Source organism: Bacillus cereus (genome assembly GCF_015071065.1).
Classification (GTDB): Bacteria; Bacillota; Bacilli; order Bacillales; family Bacillaceae_G; genus Bacillus_A; species Bacillus_A cereus_BA.
The window spans coordinates 351,097-367,136 of the sequence record NZ_VOVA01000002.1 but is presented as its reverse complement, the minus strand read 5'-3'; the positions used below and the strand labels follow the sequence as shown (position 1 = coordinate 367,136).

The window sequence follows — 16,040 nt, the reverse complement described above, 5'->3', positions numbered from 1 at the left end:
TTATTTAATCCCTACCTTTACTCGTGGCTGTACAAAAGGCATCATTTCACGTAATTTACGTCCAACTACTTCGATTTCATGTTCATTTTCTTTCTCATTTGTCGCCTGGAAATTTGGTCTTCCTGCTTTATGCTCTGCAATCCAGCCTCTTGCAAATGTACCATCTTGAATTTCTGCTAATACTTCCCCCATCGCTTTCTTTGTATCTTCAGTAACAACGCGTGGTCCCGATACGAAGTCACCCCACTGCGCTGTATCTGAAACTGAATATCTCATATTTTCAAGTCCGCCTTCATACATAAGGTCAACAATTAGTTTCAGTTCATGTAAACATTCAAAATATGCAAGTTCAGGTTGATAGCCAGCATCAACTAGCGTTTCAAATCCCGCTTTTACAAGTGCAGTCACTCCGCCGCAAAGTACAGCTTGCTCTCCAAATAAATCTGTTTCTGTTTCTTCTTTAAACGTTGTTTCTAATACACCCGCTCTCGTCGCTCCAATTCCATCTGCATAGGAGAGTGCCTTTTCAGTCGCAGTTCCTGTTGCATCTTGATATACTGCAAATAATGCAGGAACTGCTCCCCCTTCCGCAAACGTACGACGTACTAGATGTCCCGGACCTTTCGGTGCTACTAAAAATACATCTACATTAGCTGGCGGTTTTACTTGATCAAAGTGAACATTAAATCCATGCGCGAAAACGAGAGAATTGCCGCCTTGTAAATTTGGTGCAATTTCAGCTTCATATACTTCCGGCTGTAATTCATCAGGTAGTAGAATCATTACTACATCTGCTTTTTCCGCCGCTTCCCCTACTGTATATACAGAAAAACCGTCTTCTTTCGCCTTATCCCATGACTTCCCTTTCCTCAGTCCTACTACCACATCAAATCCGTTATCACGTAAGTTTTGCGCATGCGCATGGCCTTGCGATCCATATCCGATGATTGCTACTTTCTTTTCCTTTAATACATTTACCGTTACGTCTTTTTCATAATAAACTTTCGCCATTTTCATTTCCCCCTATTATTTAAATAATTATTGAATTAACATAACTTGTTTATCTTGTTTTTTCATACTACGTGTAAATGCTGTTACACCTGTTCTAGCAATTTCTTTCAAACCGTATGGACGAAGTAATTCAATTAACGCTTCTACTTTCTCCTGAGTACCTGTTACTTGCACCACTATGGAATCCTTCCCAACATCTATTACAGTGGCTCGAAATGGTTCAATTAAACTATATAATTCTGCTCTTGCTACAGACGTTGCTACTTTAATAAGTGCAAGTTCTCTAGCGATCATCGCTTCTTCTGTAATATCTGATACTTTCAGTACATCGATTTGCTTATGAAGTTGTTTAATTAACTGCTCAACTTGCTGTTCATTTTCAACGTGTACAACAATCGTCATTCTCGAAATATCCGATGATTCCGTTTGACCTACTGAAATACTTTCAATATTAAAATGTCTACGTGTCATAACACCTGTAATTCGATTTAACACACCGCTTTGATTTCGAACTGTCGCTATTACAATTCTCTTCACCTTTTCTCCACTCCCTCCATTTGGTGAACCCCTTTCCCTGGGGCAACCATCGGCATAACCTTTTCAGATTGAAGTACACGGCAATCAATTACAACAGGCTCTCTTAATTCAATTGCATACTGTAATTGTTGCTTTGCAAGAAGTGGGTCTTCAATACGAATACCTTTTATGCCATATGCATTGGCAAGCGCGACAAAATCTGGTTGGCATGAAAGTAAAGAGTGCGAATATCGCCTATTATAAAATTCCTCTTGCCATTGTCTTACCATCCCTAAAGCTTCATTATTTAAAATAAAAACTTTAACTGGTAAAGAATGCTCTTTTAACACACTAAGTTCTTGCAAGGTCATTTGAAATCCAGCATCACCTACAATTGCAATAACTAGTTCTTCAGGCTTTGCGATTTGTGCACCTATTGCTGCTGGAAACCCGAAGCCCATTGTTCCCAATCCCCCAGAGGTTACCCATCTATCTGGGTTTTTCAGTGGATAATATTGAGCTGCCCACATTTGATGTTGCCCAACATCTGTTGTTACAATCGCTTCTCCTTTCGTAATTTCATATAACATATCAATTGCATATTGAGGTTTAATACGTTCTGCATGTTCTTTGTAAGAAAGAGGATATTTTTCTTTTCTACTATTCAATAACGAAAGCCAATCATTGTAATCTACTTCCCCTTCTTTACAGTTGAGTAGAGCTTCTAATGCTTGCTTCGCACTCGCAACAATAGGGATTTCAGTCGGCACATTTTTCCCAATTTCCGCTGGATCAATATCTATATGTGCGACAATCGCTTCTTTAGCAAAATAAGCTAAATTTCCAGTAAGACGATCATCAAATCTTGCACCTATATTAATAAGTAAGTCACATTCATATAACGCCATATTTGCGGTGTATGAACCGTGCATTCCTCCCATCCCTAGAAATAGTTCATCATCTGGCGGAAACCCACCAAGACCAAGTAATGTATGAACAACTGGAATATGATATTTGCGAGCAAAACTTGTTAATTCTTTCGATGCTTTCGCATGCAATACACCTGCTCCAGCTAAAATTAACGGCTTTTTTGAGACCTCAATCGCTTGTAATAATTTGTTTATTTGTAGTAGATTCGGTTCATAATTAGGCTGGTATCCTGGTAAGTCCATTTGTACGTCGCTACATCGCTCGCCTTGCTCTACGACCATATCTTTCGGAAGGTCAATTACGACTGGGCCCGGTCTTCCTGTTCTAGCGATATGAAATGCTTCTTTAATAATTCGGGGTAAATCCGATGCTTTTCGCACTTGATAATTATGTTTTGTCACCGGCATCGTAAGCCCCATAATATCTGCTTCTTGGAAAGCATCACTTCCGATTAACGTTGTTGCTACTTGCCCTGTAAATACAACAAGCGGTAATGAATCAATCATCGCGTCAGCTAGACCAGTAATAACATTTGTAGCACCCGGTCCACTTGTTGCAATTACCACTCCTGGATTCCCTGTAATTCTTGCATATCCTTCAGCAGCATGAATTGCACCTTGCTCATGCCTCGTTAAAATATGTGGAATCTCACAATCATAAAGTGCATCATATAGAGGTAAAACAGCACCACCTGGATAACCAAAAATCACCTCTACGCCTTCTCTTTCTAGCGCTTCTAACAATAACTGTGCACCAGTTGCCAGTTTCTCTTCTGTTTTTGAAGACATTTTTCTTATAAGCCCCCTTTTTTAAAACATTTATAAAATAAAAAAATCCTACGTCCACACTCCAGCTATGTGCTGAAGGGACGAAAGATTTCGCGGTACCACCCTTCTTTGCAAGAATACTCTTGCCTCAGTGACTCGGGATGAGTCTAGCTAATAACGGGGCTACCGTCTAAGCCTAAACAAACGCTTCAGCTTAGCACTCAAGGGTGATGTTCGTCGACGTGAACCATCGGTTTCCAGCAACCACCGACTCTCTGTGAGGCTTCACAGTCAACTACTCCTCCCTATCAACGCTTTATCATGTCATAAAGAGCTATTATCCAACTTTATTTTCTTCGTAAATTTTCTCTCCATCTTCTACAACTAATTTACGGAATTCTTCTAATAAACGATTCGTATGTGGCCCTGTTCTACCTAAACCAATCGTTCTTCCATCTACTGTCGTAACAGCAATTACTTCAGCAGCTGTTCCTGTTAAAAATACTTCATCAGCTACATATACATCGTGCCTTGTAAATAATTCTTCTCTTACGTCATATCCAAGTTTTTCGCCGATTTCTAAAATCGCGTTTCGTGTAATACCTTCTAACGCTCCAGCAGAACTTGGCGGTGTAATTAATTTATTTCCTTTTACAATAAATACGTTATCTCCAGAGCCTTCAGCTACATACCCTTGATCATTTAACATAAGTGCTTCTTGTACTCCAGCTAATTTCGCTTCAATGCGAACTAAAATATTATTTAAGTAATTTAAAGATTTTACTTGAGGCGACAAAACATCTGGGCGATTACGACGCGTTGCAACTGTTATAATTGGAATCCCTTTTTCATAATATTCTTGTGGGAATAAAGATAGTTGTTCTGCAATTACTACTACATTTGGTTTCGTACAAGAATCGGGATCTAATCCAAGATCCCCTGGTCCTCTTGACACGACTAGGCGGATATATCCATTAGATAGTTTATTATGTCGAATCGTTTCAACAACGATCTTCGTTGCTTCTTCTAACGTATATGGAATTTCTAACATGATGGATTTCGCTGATTCATATAACCGGACAAGATGTTCTCTCAAACGGAAAACATTACCGCTATACACCCTAATCCCTTCGAACACTCCATCGCCATATAAATAGCCATGATCATATACTGAAACTTTTGCTTCGTCTTTTGGAACAAATTCTCCATTTAAGAAAATCCATTGCTCGTTCACTGGAAAGCGCCCCCTATGTTCTATGAGTTTTTTATTGTTTCCTAGTTTACTCTCCTTTCTAAATAAATCAAGTGAATTTTTAGAAAATTTTTAATTTTTAATCGTACGCACATCTTTATTTATACTGATTTAACAACATTGTTAACGTTTACAAAAAGTCAAAAATTTTTTTTCGCCAATTTCCACTAAAAAAAATATTTGTTTAAAAGAAGGATTTTTGTCAATTGATACGAATCTATTGTATTCAATAAACGGACGTCCGTTTTTATAAATTCAGGAATATACAACGACTTTTGCTGAAAAAGGGGGAAAATAATAAAAATAACGCTGTCTAAAAATAACATTCATATTTTTCATTTCGTAATCATAATCCTATTTTTAAAAAACAATTTGTCAAAATGAAGGAGGAAATCAATATGGCGTGTGTACAAATTAAAGGAACGAGACAAGAGGTAGTAGAAATGCTTCAACTATTTGACCTAATGGATACGAAAGGTTTTTGTAAATTCGATAATTACGTTGAAGTAGAACCACATAGCAAGAAACATAACAACTATACAGCTTCAATCGACATTCATTCAAATACTTCTTCCGCCCAAGATACTTTAAACGATCAATTCGTAAGTCAAATGCTTACTGGTGTATATAACGACTAAACAAATATTCTCTTCCTACCATCTTTTCATAAATATATGCTATGAACTTGAGCATACTAGCAACTAGATGGTAGGAGGTGAAAATTATGGCTAGAATTGGTGTTGAGAACTCTTTAACTGATGTTCAACAAGCCCTTCAGCAACAAGGGCATGAAGTCGTTTCACTTAACTCTGAAAGTGATGCACAAGGTTGTGATTGTTGTGTTGTAACTGGGCAAGATTCTAATATAATGGGTATTGCAGATACATCGATAAAAGGATCTGTGATTACAGCACATGGTTTAACAACAGATGAAATTTGTCAGCAAGTTGAAAACCGCGCTTAATCATTTTTATCACATTATTTGTGAGCTAATATTTAACGGGAATGGTCTCACTGATTATAGTTTCAATTTATCTATAGAAAGAGGGCTCCTTTTGAAAAGGAGCCCTCTTTTTTATATTCACCTAACGGGAAAGTAACATATACTGGATGAAAGCCCTACCTCTCTCTCATCATTACGGTTCCACTGACCGCTCCTTGATTCACTAGTATACATATAAAGCTTACATATACAATTTATAGGGTTTGTTCACAAAAGTTGTTGGTAAGACTACCCGATCTTTCGCAAACTTTTCGTATTATATTCATAAGATTTATTTACTTTACACTAGCTTTAACCGAGACACGAATTAAAATTTTAACACCAATACAATAACTTGTCAACATTTTTTACAAATTAAAAACAGACATTAACGGTTTGTCTGTTTTAGAATGGAGCTTTTTCTTTTATTACATATACAACAAAACCGCTTACTAACATAAATAAGCCAACTACTAAGTTTTTGATATTAATCATAAATTCCTCTCCCTTATTCCACACATCATATATATTTACAGTTCAATTATTCCGATCATCCTAAAGCGCACTTTTTCTAATATATCATAATTCCTAAAAAATGCAAGTTCACTTGTGGCGACCATTTACAAATTTATCTACAGTGCTTGGTACAGTATTTAACGCTTTTTCAATTAAATGTGTACTACTATTGAGATGCAACACTTGCACACCGTTAGAACCAACTACTAAAAAAGCAACTGGGCTAATAGAAACCCCAGCCCCGCTTCCGCCTCCGAATGGATGACTTTGCTTGTTCTCTTTATGCTGCCCTTGTCCGTTATTATGTTTTTCGGAAATAAAATCACCTTTAAAGTCACTTCCGCCGGCACCAAAACCGAAAGCCACTTGAGACACTGTTAATACTACATTTCCGTCAGCTGTTGAAACTGGACTTCCAACAATCGTATTTACATCTACCATCTCTTTTAAATTTGTCATTGCTGTTTTCATTAAATTTTCAATTGGATGTTCCATTATGTATTGCACCCTTTCCTCATTATTCTTTTTTATACTTTCCAAAATAGAGGAAGTCATACTTAGTTTTCCTATTTTGAAAAAACATTTTTACTTTCCAATTGGATATTACTCCCTGTACAGGCTCGGATAAAGTGAAACTTTAATTAGTGGGGGTTTTGTTCATCCCCCACTGATTATTAGCCTTCACCAATCGGGCGTTTACGGGCAACAGGGCTCCCACCTAACTTCTTCGCTCCAGCCGAATTTTGAGGCGGGAGCCTTACTGCTCGCAAATAGCGGGATAAAAACAGTAAAGAGAAACATACTATTATTGAACCTTGTTATGAAAGGAGTCCTTACTTTGACTGAGAAATTTGATGAATATAAAAAAAGAGATCGAATAGATAGTGATTATAGTGACTATAAAGAAGAATACGCAGCTGAAGTTGCGCCACAGCGTATTGATTATGATGATAAAGATAACGATGATGTAAGATCATCTGCAGCTGGATCGACTGCTGGTTTTATTGCTCTTGCTTTAGCAATATTATCATTATTCACATTCCCAACACTATTTGGTCTTGTGTCTGTTCTACTTGGTATTTACGCTTATAATCGCGGGGCTACTGTAACTGGCGGTACCGCTGCCATTGTGGGTGGTATCGCTGCACTCATTGCGATTTTATTCCGAGTGGCGCTTATTGGTTTATTGTTCTCTCTTTTTTAAAAAGAAAAAGGTATCTCGCTTTATGCGGGATACCTTATCCTGTAAATACATCTTCTGATGGATATTTAATTTTTTGTTTCGCTGGTCGTGCCAAAGAGAACACAAGTGTTAACGGTCCGATTAATCCACAAAACATAACAAACATAATAATACATTTTCCAAACGCCGATAGCTTCGCAGTAATCCCCATTGTTAACCCTACTGTGCCAAACGCTGAAATTGTCTCAAATAATAACTGAATAAAACTGAAGTCTTCTGTAAGCATTAATACAAATACCGCTGTAAAAATAAGTATTTGACTAGCAACGACAATTGCTAACGCTCTCGTTACTGTCGACATTTTAATCGTACGCTGAAATAAAACAAAATCCTCTTTCTTTCTAAAGAAAGAAAGAACTGATGTAATTAAAATAACAAATGTTGTTAACTTAATTCCACCGCCTGTCGATACACTTCCCGCACCAATAAACATTAATACCATCGTAAATAGTATCGATGACTCTTCCATCCCTCCATAATCTACAGTGTTAAAACCGGCTGTACGAGGTGTAATTCCTTGGAAGAACGAAGCCCATAACTTTTCATTTAAAGATAAGTGTCCCAAAGTCTTCACATTATTATATTCCAATACAAAAATCACAATCATCGCAATAACATTAAGTGCTATCGTTCCAACAATCATGATTTTAGAGTGCAGTGATAATTTTCGGAAACTACGGCTATACCATATATCAATTAATACCGTAAACCCTAACCCTCCTATTACAATTAAAGAACAAATCCCAATATTAATAATAGGATCTCCTACATATCTTGTTAAATTATCTGGCCAAAGTGCAAAGCCGGCATTATTATATGACGCAATAACGTGAAAAATACTATAGTATAAACCTTTTCCAAAGCCAAACTCTGGAATAAAGCGAATCGATAAAAAGATAACTCCAATTAGCTCAATACAAATAGAAAAAATAAAGACACGTTTCACTAATTTCACAAGACCACCAATATTTGTTTGATTAAATGCTTCTCCAATTAATAACCGGTGGCGTAAACCAATTTTTTTTCCTAATACCCAAACAATTAAAATGGCTATCGTCATAAGACCGAGACCACCTGTTTGAATTAAAAACATAATAACAATTTCACCAAACATCGTAAACGTACTTGCAGTATCTACAACACCTAAACCCGTTACAGTCGCTGCCGACGTAGCTGTAAAGAAAGCATCTATCCAACTAATATGTACTTTCGTTGCAAACGGTAACTTTAATAACAATCCTCCGACCACAATTAAACAAAAAAAGCCTAATGCTAAAATCTGTGGTGGATTTAATCGTATAAAGCGATTATACAACCCTTGTTTTTTTGCTACTTCCATATCACTAACTCCCTTTATCAAGTGAAGCTTTTATCCCCTCATAAATAAAGACTCTTTAAGAGCCTACAAGTAGCGGGATAAACCTTATATTCTTATAATATAGTTGAGCATAATCCTTTTTTTCATAGATTTCAACTTTTATTTATATTCAGACTCCTATCGTTTTACAAAAGAATATTCTCTATTATATCTCCACTTATACCATAACTCTTACAACAACAACTATTTTATCCCTTTTCAAATTCCCATATCTTTCACTCCAAGTTCACACGAGGGTCACATCTACCTTTTATAGTATACGTATCGGAGCTGTTCCTCCCTAATTTATAAGACATTCCCCAGTGTCTTGAACAGCTTTCCATCCCTAATTAAATTGACATAAATTGTCCCCTTCCTTTGACCATCCTATATGTGATGGTCTTATTTTTTTATTCTCTCTTTCTTCTTACTTAAAAATCCCTTTCTCTTTCACTCTATGTTCACATCTAGATCACATCTACCTTTTATAGTATACGTATCGGAGCTATTCCTCCCTAATTTATAAGACATTCCCCAGTGTCTTTGAATAGCTTCCATCCCTAATTAAATTGACATAAATTGTCCCCTTCCCTTGACCATCCTATATGTGATGGTCTTATTTTTTTGTTCTTTCTATCTTTTATTTAAAACTCCCTCTCTCTTTCACTCTATGTTCACATCTAAGTCACATCCACCTTTTATAGTATACGTATCGGAGCTATTCCTCCCTAATTTATAAGACATTCCCCAGTGTCTTTGAATAGCTTCCATCCCTAATTAAATTGACATAAATTGTCCCCTTCCCTAGGCCATCCTATATGTGATGGTCTTATTTTTTTATTCTCTCTTTCTTCTTACTTAAAACTCCCTCTCTCTTTCACTCTATGTTCACATCTAGGTCACATCTATCTTTTATAGTATATGTATCGAAGCTGTTCCTCCCTAATTTATAAGACATTCCCCAGTGTCTTTGAATAGCTTCCATCCCTAATTAAATTGACATAAATTGTCCCCTTCCCTAGGCCATCATGTGATGGCCTATTTTTTTCCAAATACATAATTTAACTCTCTTCGCTTATTTCAGCAAAATTGGTCTATCTATATTCAAACAGATATTTTTATACAAAATATTCAGAAAATATTGTCAAAACAGGTATTTTTTCGGTACAATTAACTTAGAAAGTACTTTTACAAAAACAAGGGGGGCTTTTATTGAAACAAACAAAAGCAATCTTAATTGCATTATTTCTCGGCCTAGTCGTTGGACTCACTTTAAATTTAGCTGCTCCATCCATTTTCGAGCCATTAAATCAATATGTGTTCAATCCACTTGGTCAATTGTTTATTCGACTCATTAAAATGCTAGTTGTTCCTGTTGTATTCATTTCTATCGTACTTGGGGCTGCTGGTCTTGGAGATCCGAAACAGCTTGGAAGAATCGGCTTAAAATCAATTTCATTCTTTCTCGTAACAACAGCAGTTGCCATCTCCATTGCGGTTACATTCGCACTTATTATAAAACCAGGGGCTGGCGGTAATTTTAAAACAGAAGGGCTTAAGTATGAAGGTGCAAAAACTGAAACATCTTTCGTCGATACATTGCTGAATATTGTACCGGATAATCCAGCAAAAGCGATGGCTGATGGGAACATGCTACAAATTATTGCCTTTGCCGCATTGATCGGACTCGGTTTAGCTGTTTTAGGAAAACGAGTTCAAGGTGTCCATTCATTACTTGAACAGGGTAACGAATTAATGATGTATCTTGTTAATCTCGTCATGAAATTAGCTCCAATCGGAACATTCGGGTTGCTCGCTTCGTCCGTTGGTAAAATGGGTCTTGCAGGCGTCGCTGCGATGTTCAAGTATATGATTGTCGTTATGTTGGTACTCATTATTCACGGTGTCTTCGTATACGGCGGCTTATTAAAGGTACTAGCCAAAGAAAGTATTATTCGTTTCTTTAAACATTTCGGTCCGGTAATGGCAATTGGGTTTAGTACATCTAGCTCTAATGCGTCCCTTCCATTTGCCATGAAAACCGCCCAAGAAAAACTTGGAGTTCCAAAAGCGATAAGCTCTTTTGTACAACCACTAGGTGCAACGATTAATATGGATGGTACTGCTATTATGCAAGGGGTAGCAACTGTATTTATCGCTCAAGTATACGGCGTTGAACTTACATTACCACAATTAGCTATGGTCGTATTAACTGCTGTACTAGCTAGTATCGGTACTGCAGGTGTACCAGGTGTTGGACTAGTAATGCTTACGATGGTTTTAAATCAAGTAAATCTACCAGTAGAAGGCATTGCTTTAATTATCGGTATTGACCGCATTCTAGATATGTCTAGAACTGCTGTAAATATTTCCGGTGATGCAATTTGTGCAATGATTGTTGCAAAATCAGAAGAAAAATATAATACGGATCAATCTGCAGTATCTTAAATCAAAAAAGGAGTGAATCATTTCACTCCTTTTTTGATTTACTTCCTTTTTTCGAACGATATTCTTTTCCTTTATTATCATTTCCCGTTTCAAATTCAGTACTAAACTCCTGCTGGAATTGCCCTGATTTTGGTGAACCTTGATTTCCACTTCCTTGACTACCATTACGATTTGTCATACTTCTGCCTCCTTCCTTTACTAGTAGTATGGTACATATTTTCTTTTTTATAATCTTTTACATACGAAAGAAGGCCTCCCCAATATAAGGAAGGCCTTTACCGTAATTACGTAAGCGTTTTCTTTATTGTAATTACTTAAATAAGTTTTTGAGAAATAGATATCATTATATTCATTTCATCTTCTGAAAGTGCGGAAAATCTTTCTTGTAAATATTTCTTTTTCTCACCTTCCATTTTCGCCACTAAATCTTTCCCTTGTTCTGTAATTTCTAAATATACAACTCTGCGATCTGACGTAGAACGTGAACGAGTTACAAAGCCTTTATTAATTAATTTTTCTGTAACGGCTGTAATATGACTATTCGACACATTTAACTCATTAGCTACACGTGATACCATTTCTTTATTCGTACGATTCAATATTCTAAGGACGATGAACTCATTCCACGGTATGTAACCACCAAATATTTTTCCAATATCATTACGCAACGTGCGAAACATAGCAAAAACATTTGTCGATAGTTCTTCCATTAATTGCTCTCTATTTTGAGACAACTTTGACAGCCCCTTTTATTTAATTTAGTTAAATAAAAACCTTATTAATAATTTTACATGAAATCTTACTTTTTGTCACCTTTTTTTCCATAATTCGTAGTTTTTTTAGTATATACTTCATGCTACAATGAAATTGATTTTCCAGAAAAAGGAGTGAAGTCAATGGATGAGGAGGACAAGTTCTCTAATTTCAGCCTAAAAGATAAAACAATTATCATTAGTATTATTGCTCTTTTTCTCATTATAATTTTTACATTTATTTTTTTTGTATATGTAGGAATTTTTCAAATTGCCGGTATAGAATACTCATCACGAGCAGCTCTACTACTCTTCTTTTTATTTATCCTTTTCTTAGATGGTATTACATACTTAATCTTAATCTTCTTTAAAGTACTGTTATATCCAATGACAACAAATATGCCTAATTGGCTCTCAATTGCTCTTCTCTCCATTATTGAAATTACACTAGATTGGTTCGTCATTCATACTGCCGACGACTGGATAGAGAGCATACAAATGTCAAATACAGCTGAATTATGTGTCGCACTATTCCTTTTCACACTAAATAAATTATTATGTGATAAGAAAGAGTAAGAATACAAGCTTTTCTATATAAAAATTGATACAATGAAAGCAAATCATACTAAAGAGGTGTTACTTATGAACTTACAGCAATGGGCTGATAAAGGCATGTCCTTTGATACATATGTAAATGAAATGAAAGTAAACCAATACGAGCTACTACACATTTACAATAACTTTTTAATTCCAAATGAATTACTTCCAGTTTTAGAAGAACGTCAAAATGATGGCTGGCGCGTTATCGTACTAACAGCTGACTGGTGCGGCGACGCTCTTTTATGTGTACCTGTCATGAAACGAATTTCTGAAGTTGCAAATATCGATATGCGTTTATTAATTCGCGATGAAAACTTAGAGTTAATGGATCAATACTTAACAAACGGAACAGCACGTGCGATTCCAATCTTTATTTTCATTGATAAAGACGGAAATGAACAAGCCGTCTTTGGACCACGCGCTCCAAAAGTACAAGAATTAGTAACTTCCATGCGAGCTACATTGCCTGAAAAAGAAGATCCAACATTCGAGGAAAAACAAAAAGAAATGTATGCTAATTTCCGTGCTACATTAGCTGATGATACTTCTCTTTGGGAACATGTAATGGAAAGCATGATTGAAAAAGTAGTAAAATAAAAAACCTGCCGAGTTTGGCAGGTTTTTTATTTTACAAAATTATAATCCTTTTTTCTGAGAATATGCAGCATCTACGCACTCTGCTAAACGTTCCATTTCCCCCATATATACTGCACGTGTCATCCATCCAGTCAACTTATACATAATCTTATATAAAAAATTCTTCGGTTCAAATTCTAGGATTAAGGTAAGCGATGTACCTTCTTCATCTTCTTCTAACATATAAGTTACGGCTGTATAGCCTTGCTTCATGTCACATCCAATTGACACAATATAAGGTGCTTCACACTCTAAAATTTCCGCCTCAAACTCATATATTTTCTTCCCCATCTTTTGCACGGATATATATTTATCACCTTCACGAGGATTGTTTACATCTACGTTTGGAGAATACCTATTCTCTACCATAAAGGTACTCCATTCCATTATTTTCTCGTCATTATTTACATAATCAAACACAACATCAATTGGTGCCGGAATTACTATTTCTATTGCAAAACTCACTAAACTGCCCCTCTCAAATACCCTATCGATTTTCTAAAAGTTATTATAACGAAATCATTATGGCATATTTTACATGGTGAAATACAAGTAATTGAAAGTAAAAGTTTTATTTTTCTCTCGCTATAAAAAAATACCCTATAGAATAGACTTTTTTCAAATGTCTATTCTATAGGGTATTGCTGACAATTTATTCTTACATAATGAAGAAATAGAATACCGCAGCTAAAATGAAACGGTAATAAGCGAACGGTGTTAGTTTTACACGACCTAATAATTTTAAGAATGAAACAATTGCAAGCATCGCAACAACGAATGCTGTAATAAATCCAGTTGCAAATAACGGTATATCAGCCGCGCTTAATATATCCCAGCTTTTAATTAAATCTAAGGCACTTGCAGCTACCATCATTGGCACCGCTAAAATAAACGTATATTCCGCTGCCGCTGTATGCGAAACACGTGCTAATAAACCACCACTTATTGTTGATCCAGAACGAGAAAATCCTGGCCAAAGTGCTAAACATTGGAACATTCCGATTGTAAATGCTTGCTTATATGTGATTTCATCTAACGTTCTTGCTGTACTTGGTTTTGAAAACTTCTCAGCAACAATCATTAAAATACCACCAGCTACTAAACTAATAACAACCGGTCCTGGACCGAATAAAACTTCTTTAATTGCACTATGGAATAATACACCGAGTATGCCGGCAGGAATCATCCCGATAATAATATGTAATAAATTTAACGATGGTCCATCAGTTACTTTCCCTATTCCAACTAATGACCATAGACGTTTCCAAAATATAACAACAACTGCTAAAATCGATCCCAATTGGATTACAACTTCAAAAACTTTCGCTCTATCGTCTTCAAATCCAATTAAGTGTCCTGTTAAAATCATATGTCCTGTTGATGATACTGGTAAAAACTCTGTTAACCCTTCAACAGCACCCATGATTAAACCTATTAACCAATCAGCCACAAGTAGTGCCTCCTTAATAACGAATATGTAATTTTTTCACACCTTATCATAATACCTTATCCCTTTTCAAAGTGCATCCTTTTTTATTGATTTCATTTGTTGTATACGCGTATTTCTTTTCTATTTTTTGATTAAATTGTATGATAGTAAGAGTTTGTTTTTTACGTTGAAAGGGGATTTTATGAAAGAAACTACTTCATTCTCACAAAAGTTAAAGCAATTTTCATTACTCTTTTTCCCGATTTTTGTAACGCAAATGTCATTATTTGCGATGAGCTTTTTTGATACGACAATGTCCGGACACGCGAGTCCTATTGATTTAGCAGGTGTCGCTATCGGAACGAGTATATGGCTTCCCGTTAGTACCGGCTTAACAGGAATTTTAATGGCTACTACTCCTATTGTTGCACAGCTCGTTGGATCAAAGAAAAAGGAGGATGTTCCCCACATTGTCATACAAGCAGTATATTTAGCAATTTGTGCTAGTTTCGTTGTTATCCTTATCGGATTCTTCGCTGTTTCACCTATTTTAAACGGCATGCACTTAGAAGAACCTGTGGAACGTATTGCAGCACAATTTTTAAGTATTATCGCGATTGGAATTATCCCTTTATTTACTTACACCGTTTTGCGTGGATTTATTGATGCATTAGGAAAAACTCGAACAACGATGATTATTACATTACTATCATTACCGATTAACGTAATATTAAATTACTTATTAATTTTTGGGAACTTCGGTTTTCCAAAACTCGGTGGTGTTGGTGCAGCAATCGCTTCTGCGGCTACATATTGGTGCATATTAATTATTACCGTCATTATTATTCGTACGAAAGAGCCTTTCGCTTCTTTCAATATCTTTAAACAGTTATATCGCCCTTCCTTTACAAGCTGGAAGGAATTCCTGAAACTTGGCGTCCCTATCGGATTTGCTATCTTTTTTGAGACGAGTATTTTCGCTGCGGTAACACTTATGATGAGTAATTTTAGTACGACAACAATAGCAGCACATCAAGCAGCTATGAACTTTGCTTCCTTGTTATATATGACTCCTTTAAGTTTAGCAATGGCAATGACGATAGCAGTTGGATTTGAAGTTGGAGCAAAACGATACAATAATGCGAAACAATATGGATTTATCGGAATTGGATTAGCCCTTGCTTTCGCTCTATTATATTCAATCCTTCTCTATTTCTTTGATGATGAAATTGCTTCTATTTATACGACTGATACAAATGTCCACCATTTAGCAAAAGAATTTCTTATATTCGCGATTTTATTTCAAATTTCAGATGCGATTGCAACTCCAGTACAAGGGGCACTTCGTGGGTATAAAGACGTAAATGTTGCCTTAATTATGACATTAATTGCTTATTGGGTAATAGGCCTACCTCTTGGCTACATATTAGCAACTTATACTGACTGGGCAGCGAAAGGTTATTGGATCGGTCTTATTATCGGTCTGGCATTTGGGGCAGGCTTCCTGCTTATCCGTCTCTTTCAAGTACAAAAAAAATATACAACGCAAAACAGCCGCTAACGTTATAGCGGCTGTTTTCTTCATGCATATTTTCTCTTGT

At 36.1% G+C, this 16,040-nt stretch carries 18 protein-coding genes, 1 pseudogene and 1 other annotated feature; of the genes and pseudogenes, 7 read left to right on the top strand and 12 right to left on the bottom strand.

The annotated features are described in order from the left end of the window. From ilvC to FT637_RS30445, 5 genes and pseudogenes are all read right to left on the bottom strand, one after another. A complete protein-coding gene (gene ilvC / locus FT637_RS07875; RefSeq protein ID WP_193645806.1) occupies positions 1-1,011 on the bottom strand; it encodes a ketol-acid reductoisomerase in 1,011 nt (336 codons plus the stop codon). Between the two features lie 27 nt (positions 1,012-1,038). Then, positions 1,039-1,548, bottom strand: coding sequence for an acetolactate synthase small subunit (gene ilvN, locus FT637_RS07870; protein WP_193645805.1), 510 nt, complete (start codon positions 1,546-1,548; stop codon positions 1,039-1,041). Beyond that, on the bottom strand, positions 1,545-3,245 hold the full coding sequence (ilvB, locus tag FT637_RS07865; protein WP_193645804.1) for an acetolactate synthase large subunit: 1,701 nt from the start codon (positions 3,243-3,245) through the stop codon (positions 1,545-1,547). Before ilvB ends, ilvN begins: the two co-directional genes overlap by 4 nt. A 73-nt stretch (positions 3,246-3,318) precedes the next feature. Next, positions 3,319-3,545, bottom strand: a binding site (T-box leader). A 16-nt stretch (positions 3,546-3,561) separates the two neighbouring features. Next, entirely contained in the window at positions 3,562-4,458 is an 897-nt protein-coding gene (ilvE, locus tag FT637_RS07860; protein ID WP_193645803.1) for a branched-chain-amino-acid transaminase, read from the bottom strand. A 119-nt stretch (positions 4,459-4,577) separates the two neighbouring features. Next, positions 4,578-4,815 (bottom strand): annotated as a pseudogene (locus FT637_RS30445) (hypothetical protein). A gap of 59 nt (positions 4,816-4,874) precedes the next feature. On the opposite strand from FT637_RS30445, the gene FT637_RS07850 reads away from it, so the two are divergent. After that, positions 4,875-5,114, top strand: coding sequence for a DUF3911 family protein (locus tag FT637_RS07850; RefSeq protein WP_000752501.1), 240 nt, complete (start codon positions 4,875-4,877; stop codon positions 5,112-5,114). 86 nt (positions 5,115-5,200) lie between these two features. Further along, positions 5,201-5,440 (top strand): YkuS family protein, encoded by a 240-nt coding sequence (locus tag FT637_RS07845; RefSeq protein WP_000101008.1) that lies wholly within the window; start codon positions 5,201-5,203, stop codon positions 5,438-5,440. A gap of 423 nt (positions 5,441-5,863) precedes the next feature. On the opposite strand, the gene FT637_RS07840 is transcribed toward FT637_RS07845, so the two are convergent. Both FT637_RS07840 and ytfJ read right to left on the bottom strand, forming a co-directional pair. Continuing rightward, positions 5,864-5,953, bottom strand: a complete 90-nt coding sequence (locus tag FT637_RS07840; RefSeq protein ID WP_000608227.1) for a hypothetical protein — start codon at positions 5,951-5,953, stop codon at positions 5,864-5,866. Between the two features lie 108 nt (positions 5,954-6,061). Continuing rightward, positions 6,062-6,529 (bottom strand): GerW family sporulation protein, encoded by a 468-nt coding sequence (gene ytfJ, locus FT637_RS07835; RefSeq protein WP_002075130.1) that lies wholly within the window; start codon positions 6,527-6,529, stop codon positions 6,062-6,064. A gap of 283 nt (positions 6,530-6,812) precedes the next feature. Between ytfJ and FT637_RS07830 the strand changes: the two genes are divergently transcribed. Beyond that, positions 6,813-7,178 carry a hypothetical protein gene (locus FT637_RS07830; RefSeq protein ID WP_016104280.1) on the top strand — a complete coding sequence of 122 codons (366 nt, stop codon included), beginning with the start codon at positions 6,813-6,815 and terminating at the stop codon, positions 7,176-7,178. 34 nt (positions 7,179-7,212) lie between these two features. On the opposite strand, the gene FT637_RS07825 is transcribed toward FT637_RS07830, so the two are convergent. Continuing rightward, the gene (locus FT637_RS07825; RefSeq protein ID WP_193645802.1) at positions 7,213-8,556 is read right to left on the bottom strand and encodes a TrkH family potassium uptake protein; all 1,344 of its coding nucleotides are present in this window, start codon (positions 8,554-8,556) and stop codon (positions 7,213-7,215) included. A gap of 1,230 nt (positions 8,557-9,786) precedes the next feature. Between FT637_RS07825 and FT637_RS07820 the strand changes: the two genes are divergently transcribed. Continuing rightward, positions 9,787-11,022: a dicarboxylate/amino acid:cation symporter gene (locus FT637_RS07820; protein WP_193645801.1), complete on the top strand. Its 1,236-nt coding sequence runs from the start codon at positions 9,787-9,789 to the stop codon at positions 11,020-11,022. Positions 11,023-11,044: 22 nt separating this feature from the next. Here the strand turns inward: FT637_RS07820 and FT637_RS07815 are convergent, their stop codons facing one another. Together FT637_RS07815 and FT637_RS07810 are read right to left on the bottom strand one after the other, a co-directional pair. After that, on the bottom strand, positions 11,045-11,200 hold the full coding sequence (locus tag FT637_RS07815) for a hypothetical protein (RefSeq protein WP_002011733.1): 156 nt from the start codon (positions 11,198-11,200) through the stop codon (positions 11,045-11,047). A 136-nt stretch (positions 11,201-11,336) separates the two neighbouring features. Beyond that, the gene (locus FT637_RS07810; protein WP_193645800.1) at positions 11,337-11,756 is read right to left on the bottom strand and encodes a MarR family winged helix-turn-helix transcriptional regulator; all 420 of its coding nucleotides are present in this window, start codon (positions 11,754-11,756) and stop codon (positions 11,337-11,339) included. A gap of 162 nt (positions 11,757-11,918) precedes the next feature. On the opposite strand from FT637_RS07810, the gene FT637_RS07805 reads away from it, so the two are divergent. Together FT637_RS07805 and FT637_RS07800 are read left to right on the top strand one after the other, a co-directional pair. Next, complete coding sequence (locus FT637_RS07805; protein WP_193645799.1) at positions 11,919-12,350, top strand: regulatory YrvL family protein; 432 nt, start codon at positions 11,919-11,921, stop codon at positions 12,348-12,350. 33 nt (positions 12,351-12,383) lie between these two features. Further along, a complete protein-coding gene (locus FT637_RS07800) occupies positions 12,384-12,971 on the top strand; it encodes a thioredoxin family protein (protein ID WP_193645798.1) in 588 nt (195 codons plus the stop codon). 39 nt (positions 12,972-13,010) lie between these two features. On the opposite strand, the gene FT637_RS07795 is transcribed toward FT637_RS07800, so the two are convergent. Continuing rightward, positions 13,011-13,475, bottom strand: a complete 465-nt coding sequence (locus tag FT637_RS07795) for an SRPBCC family protein (protein WP_193645797.1) — start codon at positions 13,473-13,475, stop codon at positions 13,011-13,013. Between the two features lie 193 nt (positions 13,476-13,668). Next, positions 13,669-14,460 carry a bacitracin resistance undecaprenyl-diphosphatase gene (gene uppP, locus FT637_RS07790; protein WP_002086752.1) on the bottom strand — a complete coding sequence of 264 codons (792 nt, stop codon included), beginning with the start codon at positions 14,458-14,460 and terminating at the stop codon, positions 13,669-13,671. 181 nt (positions 14,461-14,641) lie between these two features. On the opposite strand from uppP, the gene FT637_RS07785 reads away from it, so the two are divergent. Continuing rightward, positions 14,642-16,000 carry an MATE family efflux transporter gene (locus FT637_RS07785; protein WP_193645796.1) on the top strand — a complete coding sequence of 453 codons (1,359 nt, stop codon included), beginning with the start codon at positions 14,642-14,644 and terminating at the stop codon, positions 15,998-16,000. Positions 16,001-16,040: the final 40 nt, after the last annotated feature.